The following is a 14,267-nucleotide window of genomic DNA, read 5'->3' on the forward strand; positions in this document are numbered from 1 at the left end:
ACTACTACTATCCCTCACAGTTGCCGGGGGAGGCCGGGCCGGTGAACGATATCCACTTCCATCCGGTGGAGCCGCGTTCGGCGCGGTTCACGGTCAGTGCGGCGTTCTGATGGCCTCTCATCGCCACCATGGGAAATTCCAAGGCATCGCAGGACGGGGGCATCACCAAGGCGAGACGTGGTTCTCCGAAGGCGGATGCCATGTCGGGATGTTGGGGCGCTGCAATGCCTGGGCAATGTTGTTAAGAACTTTGCCAGATCTTCCCGCCGTTTTTGCGTAACATCCTTATGGAATTCTTGCTGGATGACTTCATAGTTAAATGCCATGAGCGGCATATTTTTAAAGTAAAAATAGTAGATTATAAAATAAAAACACCGCACAAAGTACTATAGACCGGAAAATCCCATGCGGTTCTTATTGGCGCTGTTACCAGCCGCGATAACAAGGCTGGCTCGCTGAACAGCAGGGAGGTCACGAAACATGAAGAAGCTTCGCGCAACCACGTCGATGGTCGCCATCTTCTCAGTAATGATGCTCGCGTGCGTGGGTGTGGCCAAGGCCAACGACACCTTGGACAAGATGTCCAACGACGACGGCAACTGGGTGATGCCGGGCAAGGACTATCACTCAGATAACTACAGCAAGCTGAACCAGATCAACGTTGATAATGTCAAGAATCTGAAGGCGTCCTGGACGTTTTCCACCGGTCTGCTGAACGGCCATGAGGGCGCCCCCCTGGTCGTCGACGGGGTGATGTACGTCCACACCTCCTTTCCCAACGTGACTTTCGCCCTGGGTCTGGACGATCCGGGCAAGATCCTGTGGCAGGACAAGCCCAAGCAGAATCCGGCGGCCCGCTCCGTCGCCTGCTGCGACATCGTCAATCGCGGCTTGGCCTACTGGCCCGGTGACAGCAAGACGCCGCCCTTGATCCTGAAAACCTTGCTGGACGGCCATATCGAGGCGCTGAACGCCAAGACGGGCGAGCTGGTGTGGAAGATGGAGAATTCCGACATCAAGGTCGGCTCCACCCTGACCATCGCGCCCTATGTGGTGAAGGATAAGGTCATCGTCGGCTCCTCCGGCGCGGAACTGGGCGTGCGCGGCTATATTACCGCCTACGACGTCCACACCGGTGAACAGGTTTGGCGTGCCTATGCCACCGGGCCGGACAAGGACCTGCTGCTGGCATCCGACTTCAACATCAAGAATCCCCACTACGGCCAGAAAGGGCTGGGCCAATCCACCTGGGAGGGCGACGCCTGGAAGATAGGCGGCGGCACCAACTGGGGATGGTACGCCTTCGACCCCAAGACCAACCTGATATACTTCGGCACCGGCAACCCGGCCCCGTGGAACGAGACCATGCGGCCCGGCGACAACAAGTGGACGATGACCATATTCGCCCGCGATGTGGATACCGGCCAGGCCAAGTTCGGCTATCAGAAGACGCCGCATGACGAATGGGACTATGCCGGTGTCAACGTGATGATGCTGTCCGAACAGAAGGACAAGGACGGCAAGATGCGCAGCCTGCTGACGCATCCGGATCGCAACGGCATCGTCTACACCCTGGACCGCACCACCGGCGATCTGGTTTCCGCCAACAAGATCGACGACACCGTCAATGTCTTCAAGACGGTGGACCTGAAATCCGGCGTGCCCGTGCGCGACCCGGAATACGGCACCCGCATGGACCATCTGGGCAAGGACATCTGCCCATCGGCCATGGGCTATCACAACCAGGGCCATGACAGCTACGATCCCAACAAGCAGCTGTTCTTCATGGGCATCAACCACATCTGCATGGACTGGGAACCGTTCATGCTGCCCTACCGCGCCGGCCAGTTCTTCGTCGGCGCCACGCTGAACATGTATCCCGGCCCCAAGGGCGACCGGCAGAACTTCGAGGGGTTGGGCCAGATCAAGGCCTACAACGCCATCTCCGGCCAATTCAAATGGGAGAAGATGGAGCGGTTCGCCGTCTGGGGCGGCACGATGGCCACCGCCGGCAACCTGGTCTTCTACGGAACGCTGGACGGCTTCATCAAGGCGCGCAACAGCGACACGGGCGAGTTGCTGTGGAAGTTCAAGCTGCCGTCCGGCGCCATTGGCTATCCCATCACCTACACCCATAACGGCACGCAGTACGTCGCCATCTATTACGGCGTCGGTGGCTGGCCCGGCGTGGGCCTGGTGTTCGACCTGCAGGACCCGACGGCGGGCCTGGGTGCCGTGGGCGCCTTCAAAAAGCTGGCCAACTACACCCAGATGGGCGGCGGCGTCATGGTCTTTTCGCTGAACGGCAAGGGCCCCTACGACGACGTCAACGTCGGCGAATACCAGGGCGGGAAGTAGGCGCTTCCCAGCCCCGCTCCCCCGGTCCGCTGACACCGTCCCGCCCCCCGGGACGGTGCCGGTCGGGCCGGGGAAGCCCCTTCGCACCCCCCGTCATCGTCGTTGGTGATCGCCATGTCCAAATCCGTGTCCCCATCCATGACAGTCCGTACCCTGGCCGCGTGTGGTCTGCTGACCGTTAGCGTCTTGCTGGTCCCCGCCGCCGCTGCGGCCGGCGCCGGTCCCGCCGTCGCGCCGGGAACTCCCCAGCCCACCTTGCGCATCTGCGCCAGCGCCAAGGAACTGCCGTACTCCGCCGCCGACGGGTCCGGCTTCGAGAACAAAATCGCCGCCACCGTCGCCGAGGCGATGGGTCGCCAGCCGGTCTTCGTCTATGCCGACAAGCCGGCGATCTACCTGGTGCGCGATTGGCTGGACAAGAAGAAGTGCGACGTTGTCGTCGGTCTGGATGCCAGCGACCCGCGCGTGCTGACCACCGCCCCCTACTATCGCACCGGCTACGTTTTCGTCACCCGCCAGGACACGCACCTGGACGTTCATTCCTGGAATGATCCGGCCATCCGCAAGGTCGGGCACATCGTGGTGGAGTTCGGGTCCCCCAGCGAGGCGATGCTGAAGCAGGTGGACCGCTATAACGACAACATGTCCTACCTCTATTCCCTGGTGGGCTTCCGCTCCCCCCGGAACGAATACGTCCAAATCGCGCCGGAGCGCATGGCGGGGGAGGTGCGGAGCGGCGGGGCTGATCTGGCCGTGGCCTTCGCGCCCTCCATCGCCCGCTACGTCAAGGCCGATCCCACGCTGCGGATGACGCCGGTCAGGGACGATGCCAGCCGTGGCGATGGACAGAAGCTGCCGCAAACCTACGACCAGTCCATGGGCGTCCGCCAGGGCGATACCGAGTTACTGGCCGCCCTGAACACCGCGCTGGCCAAGGCCCGCCCGCAGATCGCGGCCATTCTGGCGGAGGAGGGGATACCGCTGGTCCAGGTCGCTAACTGAGCGCCGGCCTCAATGGGGTTCATCGAAATCGGGATGCGTCATGAAGAAGTTGTTCGTCAGCCTGACCTTGTTCACCTGTGCCGGCGTGGCGGCCGGCGGCGCCTGGTGGACCAGCGCGCGCGCCGCCGCCGGCCTGCCGCCCACCAGCCTGGATCTGCGCAACACCGACACGGGCGAGCCCCTGGATCTGTCGATGGCGCAGGAGGAGGGGCGCGATACGCCGGGTGTGAGGAAGTTCTTTCAAAGCGGCGTCGACCCCTACCTGGAGGACAAGAGCTGCCTGAAGAAGGGGGAGGTCATTTATCTTGAGGCCTGCTCCGGCTGCCATGGCCATGTGGGCGAGGGCAAGATCGGTCCAGGTCTCAACGACGATTACTGGACTTACCCGAAGAATGAGACGGACCAGGGATTATTCGAGACCATTTTCGGCGGCGCGCGCGCCCAGATGGGACCTCACTATGATTTGACCCTGGATGAAATACTGAAGGTCATGGCCTGGGTGCGTCACCTTTACAAGGATGACGTGAAGCACGCCCCCTGGCTGACCGATGCCCAGAAGAAAAATTTCCGACCTTTCAAGGTCGGGAGAAATTCCCGGAAGACGCGCCGGGGATGTGTGCAGCGGACAAGACGCACGTCCGCTGACGTGTTGCCCACAGCAACGGAGGAAACCATGAAAAATACTGTCGCGGTGCTGGCCTTGGCTGCGGGTCTGGGCCTCGCCGCCCCGGCCTTCGCCTACGACGGCACCCATTGCAAGGAGCCTGGCAACTGCTGGGAGCCGAAGCCCGGCTTCCCCGCGGTGATCGCGGGCTCCAAGTATGACCCCAAGCATGACCCCAAGGAATTGGCCAAGCAGGACCAGTCCGAACGGGAGATGGAGGCGCGGAACGCCAAGCGTGTCGCGTACTTCAAGAAGACCGGCAAGTTCATATACGACGTGGACAAGATCCCGAACGATTGAACGTGCCGCTGTTTCATCTGAGTACCGATTTTTTACCCTGGGACTTCCGCTTTTCGTCGCGGCGGCCCGGGTGGCTTTGGTCCATCCGGGCCGACCTTTCCGCCGGGAATTGTCGGTGCAGTCGCGGGCTTGATGCCCTTCACTGAAAACGGCGCTCATGAAAGACATGGCATCCAACGCTGTGACGTTGAACGATCTGCGGCTGGCGGCGAACGCCCTGGAGGCCGCCGTGGGCCAAGTGGTGGTGGGCCAGGCGCGCGCCATCCGGTTGGTCACGATCTCCATTTTCGCGCGCGGGCACGTCCTGTTGGTGGGCGATGTCGGCGTGGGCAAGACCACGCTGTTGCGGGCCTTCGGCCGCGCCCTGGGCGGCGCCTATGAGCGGATGGAGGGCACGGTGGACATGATGCCCGGCGACCTGCTCTATCACACCTTCATCCATGAGGACGGCCGCCCACGGGTGGAGCCCTCGGCGCTGCTGGCCAAGGCCGACGACCTTTCCATCTTCTTCTTCAATGAGATCAACCGCGCCCGGCCTCAGGTCCATGCCCTGTTGCTGCGCCTGATGGCGGAGCGCTCGGTCACGGCCTTCAACCGGACGTTCCAGTTCCCCTTCCTTCAGGTCTATGCCGACCGCAATCGGGTGGAGAAGGAGGAGACCTTTGAACTGCCGGCGGCGGCGCGTGACCGCTTCCTCATGGAAATCCCGGTGGAAGCGCCCACGGATCTGGAGGCGCGGCGCCAGCTGATTTTCGATCCCCGTTTCCATGACGTGGACCGGCTCTTGGACGGCATTGGCGGGCCCATCCTTGACCACCGCGGGCTGGAGGCCGCCGCCGCCTGGGTGCAGCAGGCCATCCATACCAGCGCGGCCGTGCAGGACTATGTCGCCCGCCTGTGGGACGCCATCGTCCATCCCGCCGTCGCCGGCGTCGCGCTTGCGGGCATCGATATGGACCGCCTGGTCCAAGGGGGCGCCAGCCCGCGGGGCGTGGCCTTCCTGGTGCGCGCCGCGCGGGTACGCGCCTGGCTGGAGGGGCGCGACATGCTGGTGCCGGAGGACGTGCGCGACGTCTTCGTTGAAACCATGGCGCATCGCCTCTTCCTGGATCCGGTCTATGAACTGCGGCGGGAAAGCATCGTCCGCGACCTGTGCGCCGCCGTCCTGGCGACGGTGTCCGCGCCATGAGGTCCGACGACCTGGATATCCACTACCGGCCCCGCGGGCCCATCACCGGACGGCGCGCCGGCGCCCATCCCAGCCGGCAGGTGGGGGGGCTAGGGACTTTCCGCGATCTGGTGCCCTTCGCCGCCCATCCCGACGCCCGCCGCATCGACGTGCGGGCCACGGCGCTGGACCCCTTCGACACCATCATGGTCCGCCGCTTTCGCCAGCGGGCCTCCATCGATGTCTATGCCTTGGTCGATCTCTCAGCCTCCCTGCGCTACCAGGGGCATGCCATGAAGGCGGCTGTGGCGCGGGAGCTGTGCGTGGCGCTGGCTCGGTCGGCCACGCGCATCGGCGATCGCTTCGGCCTGATCGGCTGCGACGCCGTCCTGCGGCGGGATTGCTTCCTGCCCGCCACCGCCCGGCGGGGCGTTGCCGCCGATGTGGCGGTGCTGCTGGCGCCGTCGCGGTGGGGCGGGCCAGGGACGGGGATGGGGCCGGGGCCGGAAATGGGGGCGGGGGGCCTGCTTGAGGCGGGGCCCTATCTGGCCGGCGCCCGCAAGATGGTCTTCCTCATCTCCGATTTCCTGCTGCCGCTGGAGTTGCTGCATCGGGTGTACGAGGGCTTGGCCATGCATGACGTCGTGCCCGTCGTCATCCGCGATTCCACGGAAGGGGTGGAACTGCCTGACTGGGGGCTGCTGGACCTGGCCGACCTGGAAAGCGGTGGCCGGCGGCTTGTTTTCATGCGCCCCTCGCTGAAACGGCGGTGGCTGGCCCAGGAGGCCGACCGCCAGGCCGCCCTCCGCCAACTGGCCGCCCGCCATGGCCGCGCGCCGCTGACGGTGACCGACCGGCTGGACCCGGATGAATTCTCCCGCGCCTTGCTGGAGGCGTGAACCATGGGCCCCCGCATCCTTGTCGCCGGGATGGTCTTGCTGGCCCTGCGGGTGGACGCGGCGCAGGCTCAGCCGGCGGCGGGCGATGGCCAGGCCGTGACGGTGCGGGCGGAGCGGGACATCGGCTTTTTCACCGGCGATCTGGTCCGCGCCGATGTCCTTGTCCCCCTGCCCGGCGGTGCCAGGCTCGATCCCGCCTCCCTGCCGGCGCCGGGTCCGGTGACCTACTGGCTGGACCTGCGCGGCATCACCCTGACGCGGCGGGGCCAAGCCGCCGTCCTGCATCTGGTCTACCAGAATTTCTATGTGGCGCTGGATGCGCGGCGGCTGGAAATTCCTGGTTTCCCCGTGCGCCTCCTGGGGGATGGGGTGTCGCGGGTCGTGGACGTACCGTCCTGGACCATCGGCGTCTCCCCCCTGCGCGAGGTGGCGCCACCCGTACAGGAAGATCCCAAGGCCTATTTACAGGCCGACCGGGTTGCGCCTGCCCTGGCTGTGGGACGCTGGCGGATGGTGGCCGGTGGGTTGATGGTGGCGGCCATCCTGGCGCTGTTACCCCTGGCCTATCATCGCGCCTGGGGCCCGTTCCGCCGCCGGCCCGCCCGGGATTTCGCGGTCGCCGCCCGCCATTTGCGCCGCCTGGGGGCTAGGGGGAAACGGAGGCGGGATATCTTGAGGCGCTGCTGATCCTGCATCGCGCGCTGGATGGCGCCGACGGGCGCCGCGTTCTGGCCGATGACCTACCCGCCTTCCTCGACCGCCACCCCCTTTTCGCGCCGTTGCGGGTGGGTTTGGATGCCTTTTTCCAGGCATCCCGCCAGGCGTTTTTCGGCAGCGCGCCGGCGCGGGCGCGACACCAGCTGCCGTTCAAGGACGTGCAGGGGCTGGGCCGGTCCCTGGCCGCCGCCGAGCGGGGGCGGCCATGACCCTGGGCGCCGATCATCCTTGGGTGCTGGCCCTGCTGCCGCTGGCGCTGGTGCCCTGGCTGAGAAGTCCTCACCAGCGTGTCGCCATCGGCGCCCTCATACTTGTTCCCACCGACCGGTTGTCCGCCGGGCTGCGGGGTGGGCTGCGCATCGCCGGCACGCTGGCCGTCGCCCTGATCGTCACTGCCTTGTCCAGCCCCTATCTTGAAGGCCGGCTGATCAGCCGTACCGGCACCGGCGCCCAGGTGGTGTTGCTGCTGGACCGCAGTGGCAGCATGAACGACACCTTCGCCGGCCGCACGCCGGCGGGGACGGAGGAGTCCAAGGCGTCGGCCACCAAGCGCCTGCTGCGCGACTTCATCGGCCGGCGCCCGCATGACCTGTTCGGCGTCGCCGCCTTTTCCACCGCCCCCATGCTGGTGCTGCCCCTGACCGACCACCAGGACGCGGTGCTGGCCGCGGTGAACGCCAGCGACCGGCGCGGGCTGGACTTCACCAACATCGCGCGCGGCCTTGGTATGGCGCTGTCCATGTTCGCCGCGGACCGCCCGGACGAGCACCATGTCATCCTGTTGGTTTCCGACGGCGGTGCCGTCATCGACCCGCATGCGCAGGACCAGTTGCGGGCCCTTTTCGCGCGCTATCGCGCCGATCTCTATTTCCTGTTCCTGCGCACCGCCGGATCCAAGGGCCTGTTCGATGACCCCGGTCCGGATGAAAACACGCCCCAGGCCATGCCGGAGCGTTTCCTGCATCGCTATTTCCAGACCCTGGGCATTCCCTACCGCGCCTTCCAGGCGGAAAGCCCCCAGCAGGTGGAGGAGGCGATCCGCCAGGTCGATGCCCTGGAACGCTACCCCATCACCTATACGGAACGGCTGCCTCGCCGCGATCTGACCGGCTGGGCCTACGCCTCGGCAGGCCTGCCCTTACTGCTGTTGCTGGCCGCCAAGTTGGTGGAGGCGCGCCTGGCGCCGTCCCGTTCCGTCTTCGTCGCACCGCCAGCGCGGGGGAGGGCGACATGAGACACGCGTTCTCCCTAGTCCTTACCGGCCTGCCCATCGCTCTGGCCGTGGCGGCGCTCTCGGCCGCCGCCTGGGCGCTACACCTGTCAGCGGGCAACCGTGCCATCGCCGCGCTGAAGGCAAACCGCGACGTGGCCGTGGCGGCGGACGCGCCGCCACCGGTGGTTCTGGCGCGCATGGAGTTCCTGATCCGCCAGGATCGCTTGACCGAGGCCCAGCCGCTGGTGGAAGTGCTGGACGGCCGGGCCGATCCGCGGCTGCACGACGACGCCCATTACAACCTGGCCAACGCCTGGCTGCGCCGGGGGCTGGACCTTATCAGCCAGGGCAAGGTCGACGCCGCCGGCCCCTTCGTCGTATTGGCGCGCCAGGAGTATCGCCGCGCCCTGACCTTGGCGCCTGATGATTGGGACGCCAAGTTCAACCTGGATGTGGCATCCCGCCTGATACGCGACTTCCCGGCCTTCGAGCGCACGGTGGGCGATACCGGCCAGGTGGACCGCAAGCGCCTGTGGACGGACATCCCCGGCACGCCGCGGGGTGGGCCATGACGGCACCCTTTGCCCGGTTGATCCGCCGCAACGTCCGTGACCCGCGCACCTTGGCCCTGGCCGCCGCCCTTGTTCTGGCCATCGCCGCCGTCGCACTGCCCCGCTTACCCATCACGCGCGACGGTGTGCGGGTGTTGGTGGTGGTGGACATCACCGGCAGCATGAACACCCGTGATTACGGGCGGGACGGCGCGCCCGTTAGCCGCTTGGCCGTCGCCAAGGAGGCGGTGCGCGACCTGCTGGGCCGCCTGCCATGCCCCAGCCGCGTGGGTTTGGCTTTGTTCAGCGAGCGTGTGCCCTTTCTACTGTTCGAGCCTGTGGACGTCTGCCGCGACTATGGCGCCGTGGAAGGGGCCGTCGACGCCCTTGATTGGCGGGAGGGGTGGGAGGGGGACAGCCATATCGCCGAGGGCCTGTATGGCGCCATCGCCATGGCCCAGGGCCTGGACAGCGACCTGATGTTCATCACCGACGGTCAGGAGACGCCGCCCTTGCCCTTGTCCGGGGGGCCGGTTTTCGATGGGAAGCCAGGGGCGGTGCGCGGCGTGATCGTCGGCGCCGGCGGCTACAGCCTGGCGCCCATTCCCAAGTTCGACGACCGGGGCAACGAGGTCGGCTTCTGGGGCGTGAACGATGTGCAGCATGAGAACCATTTCGGCGCGCCGCCCCCCGATGCCGAAAGCCGCCCCGGCTATCAGGCCCGCAACGCGCCCTTTGGGTCCGGCATCCCCACGGGCACGGAGCATCTGTCATCGGTGCGTGAACCCTATTTGCGGGGCCTGGCCGGGGGCACCGGCCTGACCTACACGCACCTGGAGGATGGCCGGCACCTGGCTCGTGCCCTGTTGGCCACTGCCACGCCGCGCCCCAGCCCGGCCCTCGCCGATGTCCGTTGGGTGCCGGGCGCGGGCGCGCTGGCGGCCTTGCTGGCGGCTTACGGTCTGATCCCGGTGCGGGGTTGGCGGCCCACGGTTCCCGGTTTCATCAAAGCAGTTGGAAGGTGGTCATGAAACACACGCTTCTTTTCCCCCTGGTTCTGGTTGCCGGGGTTCTGCTGGCCCGCAGCGCGGGGGCCCATGGCCCGACGCCACAGAAGGTGGATGAGACGGTGGAGATCAAGGCATCCCCCGCCGCCGTTTGGGCCGTAGCCGGCGACTTCGCCGGCATCGCCAAATGGGATGCGGAGATCAAGGCCAGCGAAGGCAGCAACAAGAAGCGGGTCATGACCCTGAAGAACGGCGAGAAGATCGAGGAAGAGGTGGACGAATACGACGCCGCCCGCATGACCTACACCTATCGCATGCTGGACCCGAACCTGAAGGCGCTGCCCGCCAGTTCCTACTCCGCGACCCTGGTAGTGACGCCGGGCGCGCAGGGCACCACCCAAGTGCAGTGGTACGCCCGTGTCTATCGCGGCGACACGGGCAACGAACCCCCGGACGAATTGAACGATGAGGCGGCGAAGACCGCGCTGAGCCAGCTGTTCAAGGCTGGGCTGCAGGGCATCAAGGCCAAGGCCGAAGGGAAAAGCTGAGATGATCCGCCAGCGTCTATCGCTGTTCGCCGCGGTCCTGTCGCTGGTGGCGGGCCCGCTCCGGGCGGGGGAGCGGATCGTGGTGGTCAGTCAGGATGCGGGCACCCTCAGCCTGCTGGAGGCTGGGGGTGATGTCGTCACCGCCCACCCGGTCGGGAAGGCGCCGGCGGGGATCGCCCTGTCGCCGGATGGGATGGCGATTTACGTGGCTTTCCCCGATGGCGGCCACGTCGCCGTGCTGGACCGGGCGACCGGTTTGGTACGGCGGACCATGCCGGTGCCGGGCCAGCCCTTCGGAATCGCTGTGGACAGCCGCTTCATTTACGTTTCCGACTGGTCCAAGGATCGCGTGATCAAGCTCGACGCCGCAAGCGGCCAGGTGGTGGCCACGGCGGCGGTGGGCGGCAGCCCGGCGGGCGTGGCGCTGGGCGGCGGCCGTCTCTACGTCGCCGGCCGTGAAAGCGGCGATGTCACGGTGCTGGCGGCGGACGACATGCGCGTCCTGGCCACCGTGCCCACGGGGGATGGCCCCTACGCCCTGGCCCTGTCGCCGGATAGGCGCGCCCTCTATGTCGTCAACGTCCGCAGCGACGACATGGCGGTGGTGGACACCGCCACGCTGACGCGGACGACGCGCGTGCCGGCTGGCCGCATGCCCTATGGCGTGGCGGTGACACCGGATGGCGCTCATGTCCTGGTCACCAGTCAGCATGGCAACAGCCTGGTCGTCATGGACGCCGCGCACCTGACGCAGGAGGCCCAGGTTCCGGTGGGTCTCTACCCGGAAGGTGTCGTGGCGGACAGCGGCGGCCGGGCCTATGTCGCCAACTGGTTTTCGGCTGACGTGTCGGTCGTCGACATCGCCGGGCAGCGGGAACTTGGCCGCATCAAGGTTGGTGACGGCCCTCGCTTCCTAGCGCTGCTGCCCCCGCCATCGGGCGGCGTCAAGGGTACTGCGCCGTGAGGGTGGGGACCTCCAAGACGGCAACCCGGGTGGTCCTTGTGCTCTGCGGCCTGGCACTCATGGCTTGCGATGACGGGGCGGAACCGGCGCCGACAGGCAAGGTGGTGGCGAGGCAGGGAAATGAGAAGCTGCCCGCCTGGCTGGACGTCAATGAGACGATGGAACCCGCCCTGTGGCTGCGCCGCCGGGAGGTGGGGCGCCCGGTATTGGCCACCGATCCGGAGGTGGATCGCCTGCGCCGGGCCCTGCGCCAGGCGGCGGAGCGCTTCATCGAGGAACCGCGCATGATCGCCAACCGCACCGCCCAAACCAGCGACGCGCTAATGGAAATGGGGCAGCCTGAACTGGCCGTGGATATCCTGGTGGCCATGATTGATGTGGCCGACGCCACGGCGCACAAGCAAATCTATGGTGCGTCGTGCCAGCATTACCTAAACTTGCGGAAATCAGGCATGGAACGGTCGGCTGCGCTGGCGCGGCTGGTCGCGTCCTATAAGGCCCAAAATAACCGATGACGGGCAGGGATGGATACGTCATTGCCGCATAGTTCGGTGCCCATGGTTGAACCGGTGGCGGATACGCCGGCACGACCGCATCGCGTGGGTGTGTTCGACGTGTCGCGCTATTCCCTGCGCGTCCGTCTAATCGCCATCGTGCTGGCGGTCGACTGCGTGGCGGCGGTGCTGTTGGGCGGCGTCATCATCCTGAAGGCGCGGACCTCCACCCGGCTGGAGATCGCATCCTCCATCCAACTGGCCGACCTGCTGGTGGCCGATGCCACCCGGCTGCTGGCCGATGATACCGGTGCGCCCCGGCTGGAGAACGTGCCCCTGCCGTTGCGCTCCCTGCGGCACGTCAAGATCACGGTGACGGACAATGGCGGCCGGGTGATCGAGGGCAGCCGGCAACCGGTCCCCGCCCAAGGCGCCGCCGCTGGCGGGCATGCCAGCGCCGACACCTATGCCGAGGCGCCGCGCTGGTTCAACCGACTGATCGCCCCTCCCATCGAGTCCAAGGTCTTCCCCATCGTCGTGCGGCAAAGGCACATCGGCGCGGTGACGGTGGAGTCCGAACCCAGCGATGAGATTGATGAGGCCTGGACCTACGCCCGTTCGGTCATGGGCTTGGTACTTGGCGTCAATCTGGCCATCCTGGCCGTCCTCTACCTAGCCTTCGGGCGCGTGTTGGCGCCGCTCACCCGCCTGGGGGCGGGGCTGCGGGAACTGGAGGGCAAGAACTATATGGTGCGTCTGCCACGGCCATCCTCGCGGGAACTGGGGCAGATCACCGACCATTTCAACAAGGCGGCGGCGGCGCTGCTGGCGGCCAACCAGGCCAACCGCGACCTCAACCGCAAGCTGTTGACCGCACATGACGACGAACGGCGGCGCACCGCCATGGAATTGCATGACGACGTCGGCCCCTGCCTGTTCGCGCTGGAGGCCAGCGCCGCCTCCATCGTCACCATGACACAGGGACGGGAGACGGATGCACGCTTGCATGAGCGGGCGCAGGATGTCGTCTCCCTGGTGCAGAACATCAAGCGGGTGAACCGCCAAGTGTTGGATGGCCTGCGGCCCATGGCCCTGGGCCAGGTGCCGCTCAAGGATTGTGTTCATAAGGTTCTGCTGGACTTCAACGAGGGCGGTGGCGCGGGAAATGGCCCCGTCATCGACCACAGCTTTGGCATTCTGCACGACAGCTACGGTGTCATCGTCGACCTCACCTTCTATCGCTGCGCCCGGGAGGGCCTGTTGAACGCCATCCGCCATGCCCGCGCCCAGCAGGTGTGTTTGACCTTCGGGGAGGTGACGGCCGCCGGCACCTCATACCTGGAAATGCGGATCGAAGATGACGGCAAGGGGTTCAACCGGCGCAGCCGGCCGGGTATGGGCCTGTCCGGCATGCGGGAACGGGTCGAGGCGCTGTCCGGCTGGTTCGATCTGCGCACCTCGACCGATGGGACTTCCCTGACCATCCGCCTGCCGCTGGACACCATTGAAGACCTTGCCCGGTCCACTTCCCAGGAGACGGCCTGATGACCACAGCCCTTGTCGTTGACGACCATCCCATCGTGTACCAGGGCTGCCGCCGGGTCCTGCAGGACATGGGGGTGCAGACGGTCTTGGACGCCGGGTCGGTGGTGGCGGGCTATCGCTCCTTCCTGCGGCGCAAGCCGGACATGGTCATCGCCGACCTGACGTTCAGCGGCGACGACTTGGGCGGCCTGTCCCTGATCCGCCGCATCCGCACCTCCAACGTCAACGCGCGCGTCGTCGTGTTCAGCATGCACAACGATCCCACCGTCGTGGCGCGGGCGCTGGAGTGCGGGGCCCTGGGCTATGTGCTGAAGGACGCGCCACCGTCGGAACTGATGGCCGCCTGCGAACGCGCGTTGGCGGGGGAACCGCACCTGAACCACAAGCTGGCCATGCAGGTGGCCCTGCTGCGCAGCCGTGCCGACAGCATGCCGGCCAAAGACCTGTCGGAGCGGGAGAAGCAGGTGCTGGCGCTGCTCGCCCGCGGCAACACCTATGACCAGATCGCCGCCAAGCTGGGCATCAGCTACAAGACCGTGGCCAATGCCTCGTCGCTCATGCGCGACAAGCTGCGGGTCAAGAACCTGGCCGGCCTGATCCGCTTCGCGATTTCGAACCAGATGGACAGCTGATGATTTCGCCTACATGCGGGGCGGCGAAGCGGGCGGCGCTCCCTCCATTGTCGCCGATACCAAGCATTTCAATCAGGCTGCCAGCCGAGGAACCTGACGTTCAACCAAGCGCAAGTGTCGTTGGTTGCGCGCCCCCGCAACCATCTTGACTTGCTCGACCAAGTCGGAACAGCCCGCCTCGCAAGAGCGCGGGCTGTTCGCTATT

General features: G+C 66.3%; 14 protein-coding genes. All 14 read left to right on the top strand.

Features of this window, described 5'->3' with window-relative positions; all coding sequences use genetic code 11:
* Window positions 1-480: 480 nt before the first annotated feature.
* The 14 genes from ULB03_RS23165 (at window position 481) to ULB03_RS23230 (ending at window position 14,062) form a co-directional block, all read left to right on the top strand.
* Window positions 481-2,358 (top strand): methanol/ethanol family PQQ-dependent dehydrogenase, encoded by a 1,878-nt coding sequence (locus ULB03_RS23165; RefSeq protein WP_322485449.1) that lies wholly within the window; start codon window positions 481-483, stop codon window positions 2,356-2,358.
* A 138-nt stretch (window positions 2,359-2,496) separates the two neighbouring features.
* Window positions 2,497-3,360, top strand: a complete 864-nt coding sequence (moxJ, locus tag ULB03_RS23170; RefSeq protein WP_322485450.1) for a methanol oxidation system protein MoxJ — start codon at window positions 2,497-2,499, stop codon at window positions 3,358-3,360.
* Between the two features lie 40 nt (window positions 3,361-3,400).
* Window positions 3,401-4,324 (top strand): cytochrome c(L), periplasmic, encoded by a 924-nt coding sequence (moxG, locus tag ULB03_RS23175; protein WP_322485451.1) that lies wholly within the window; start codon window positions 3,401-3,403, stop codon window positions 4,322-4,324.
* 166 nt (window positions 4,325-4,490) lie between these two features.
* The gene (locus ULB03_RS23180; RefSeq protein ID WP_322485452.1) at window positions 4,491-5,513 is read left to right on the top strand and encodes an AAA family ATPase; all 1,023 of its coding nucleotides are present in this window, start codon (window positions 4,491-4,493) and stop codon (window positions 5,511-5,513) included.
* Window positions 5,510-6,391, top strand: coding sequence for a DUF58 domain-containing protein (locus tag ULB03_RS23185; protein ID WP_322485453.1), 882 nt, complete (start codon window positions 5,510-5,512; stop codon window positions 6,389-6,391). The genes ULB03_RS23180 and ULB03_RS23185 overlap by 4 nt, the downstream gene beginning before the upstream one ends.
* Before the next feature lie 3 nt (window positions 6,392-6,394).
* Window positions 6,395-7,078 carry a hypothetical protein gene (locus ULB03_RS23190; RefSeq protein WP_322485454.1) on the top strand — a complete coding sequence of 228 codons (684 nt, stop codon included), beginning with the start codon at window positions 6,395-6,397 and terminating at the stop codon, window positions 7,076-7,078.
* A gap of 235 nt (window positions 7,079-7,313) precedes the next feature.
* Window positions 7,314-8,342, top strand: coding sequence for a vWA domain-containing protein (locus ULB03_RS23195; RefSeq protein ID WP_322485455.1), 1,029 nt, complete (start codon window positions 7,314-7,316; stop codon window positions 8,340-8,342).
* Window positions 8,339-8,893: a tetratricopeptide repeat protein gene (locus ULB03_RS23200; protein ID WP_322485456.1), complete on the top strand. Its 555-nt coding sequence runs from the start codon at window positions 8,339-8,341 to the stop codon at window positions 8,891-8,893. Before ULB03_RS23195 ends, ULB03_RS23200 begins: the two co-directional genes overlap by 4 nt.
* The gene (locus ULB03_RS23205; RefSeq protein ID WP_322485457.1) at window positions 8,890-9,903 is read left to right on the top strand and encodes a vWA domain-containing protein; all 1,014 of its coding nucleotides are present in this window, start codon (window positions 8,890-8,892) and stop codon (window positions 9,901-9,903) included. The genes ULB03_RS23200 and ULB03_RS23205 overlap by 4 nt, the downstream gene beginning before the upstream one ends.
* A complete protein-coding gene (locus ULB03_RS23210) occupies window positions 9,900-10,427 on the top strand; it encodes an SRPBCC family protein (protein ID WP_322485458.1) in 528 nt (175 codons plus the stop codon). Before ULB03_RS23205 ends, ULB03_RS23210 begins: the two co-directional genes overlap by 4 nt.
* Window position 10,428: 1 nt before the next feature.
* Complete coding sequence (locus ULB03_RS23215) at window positions 10,429-11,391, top strand: YncE family protein (protein WP_322485459.1); 963 nt, start codon at window positions 10,429-10,431, stop codon at window positions 11,389-11,391.
* Window positions 11,388-11,906 carry a hypothetical protein gene (locus tag ULB03_RS23220; RefSeq protein WP_322485460.1) on the top strand — a complete coding sequence of 173 codons (519 nt, stop codon included), beginning with the start codon at window positions 11,388-11,390 and terminating at the stop codon, window positions 11,904-11,906. Before ULB03_RS23215 ends, ULB03_RS23220 begins: the two co-directional genes overlap by 4 nt.
* Before the next feature lie 21 nt (window positions 11,907-11,927).
* The gene (locus ULB03_RS23225) at window positions 11,928-13,430 is read left to right on the top strand and encodes an ATP-binding protein (protein WP_322485461.1); all 1,503 of its coding nucleotides are present in this window, start codon (window positions 11,928-11,930) and stop codon (window positions 13,428-13,430) included.
* A complete protein-coding gene (locus ULB03_RS23230; protein WP_145748602.1) occupies window positions 13,430-14,062 on the top strand; it encodes a response regulator transcription factor in 633 nt (210 codons plus the stop codon). Before ULB03_RS23225 ends, ULB03_RS23230 begins: the two co-directional genes overlap by 1 nt.
* Window positions 14,063-14,267 lie beyond the last annotated feature (205 nt).

This window comes from Nitrospirillum goiasense (genome assembly GCF_034427435.1).
Classification (GTDB): domain Bacteria; phylum Pseudomonadota; class Alphaproteobacteria; order Azospirillales; family Azospirillaceae; genus Nitrospirillum.

What these genes read in the sequence shown, in the direction of transcription:
- ULB03_RS23215 (WP_322485459.1), top strand. Translation starts at nt 10,429, where the DNA reads ATGATCCGCCAGCGTCTATCGCTGTTCGCCGCGGTCCTGTCGCTGGTG.
- ULB03_RS23205 (WP_322485457.1), top strand. Translation starts at nt 8,890, where the DNA reads ATGACGGCACCCTTTGCCCGGTTGATCCGCCGCAACGTCCGTGACCCG.
- ULB03_RS23190 (WP_322485454.1), top strand. Translation starts at nt 6,395, where the DNA reads ATGGGCCCCCGCATCCTTGTCGCCGGGATGGTCTTGCTGGCCCTGCGG.
- ULB03_RS23230 (WP_145748602.1), top strand. Translation starts at nt 13,430, where the DNA reads ATGACCACAGCCCTTGTCGTTGACGACCATCCCATCGTGTACCAGGGC.
- ULB03_RS23180 (WP_322485452.1), top strand. Translation starts at nt 4,491, where the DNA reads ATGGCATCCAACGCTGTGACGTTGAACGATCTGCGGCTGGCGGCGAAC.
- ULB03_RS23200 (WP_322485456.1), top strand. Translation starts at nt 8,339, where the DNA reads ATGAGACACGCGTTCTCCCTAGTCCTTACCGGCCTGCCCATCGCTCTG.
- moxJ (WP_322485450.1), top strand. Translation starts at nt 2,497, where the DNA reads ATGACAGTCCGTACCCTGGCCGCGTGTGGTCTGCTGACCGTTAGCGTC.
- ULB03_RS23185 (WP_322485453.1), top strand. Translation starts at nt 5,510, where the DNA reads ATGAGGTCCGACGACCTGGATATCCACTACCGGCCCCGCGGGCCCATC.
- ULB03_RS23195 (WP_322485455.1), top strand. Translation starts at nt 7,314, where the DNA reads ATGACCCTGGGCGCCGATCATCCTTGGGTGCTGGCCCTGCTGCCGCTG.
- ULB03_RS23210 (WP_322485458.1), top strand. Translation starts at nt 9,900, where the DNA reads ATGAAACACACGCTTCTTTTCCCCCTGGTTCTGGTTGCCGGGGTTCTG.
- moxG (WP_322485451.1), top strand. Translation starts at nt 3,401, where the DNA reads ATGAAGAAGTTGTTCGTCAGCCTGACCTTGTTCACCTGTGCCGGCGTG.
- ULB03_RS23165 (WP_322485449.1), top strand. Translation starts at nt 481, where the DNA reads ATGAAGAAGCTTCGCGCAACCACGTCGATGGTCGCCATCTTCTCAGTA.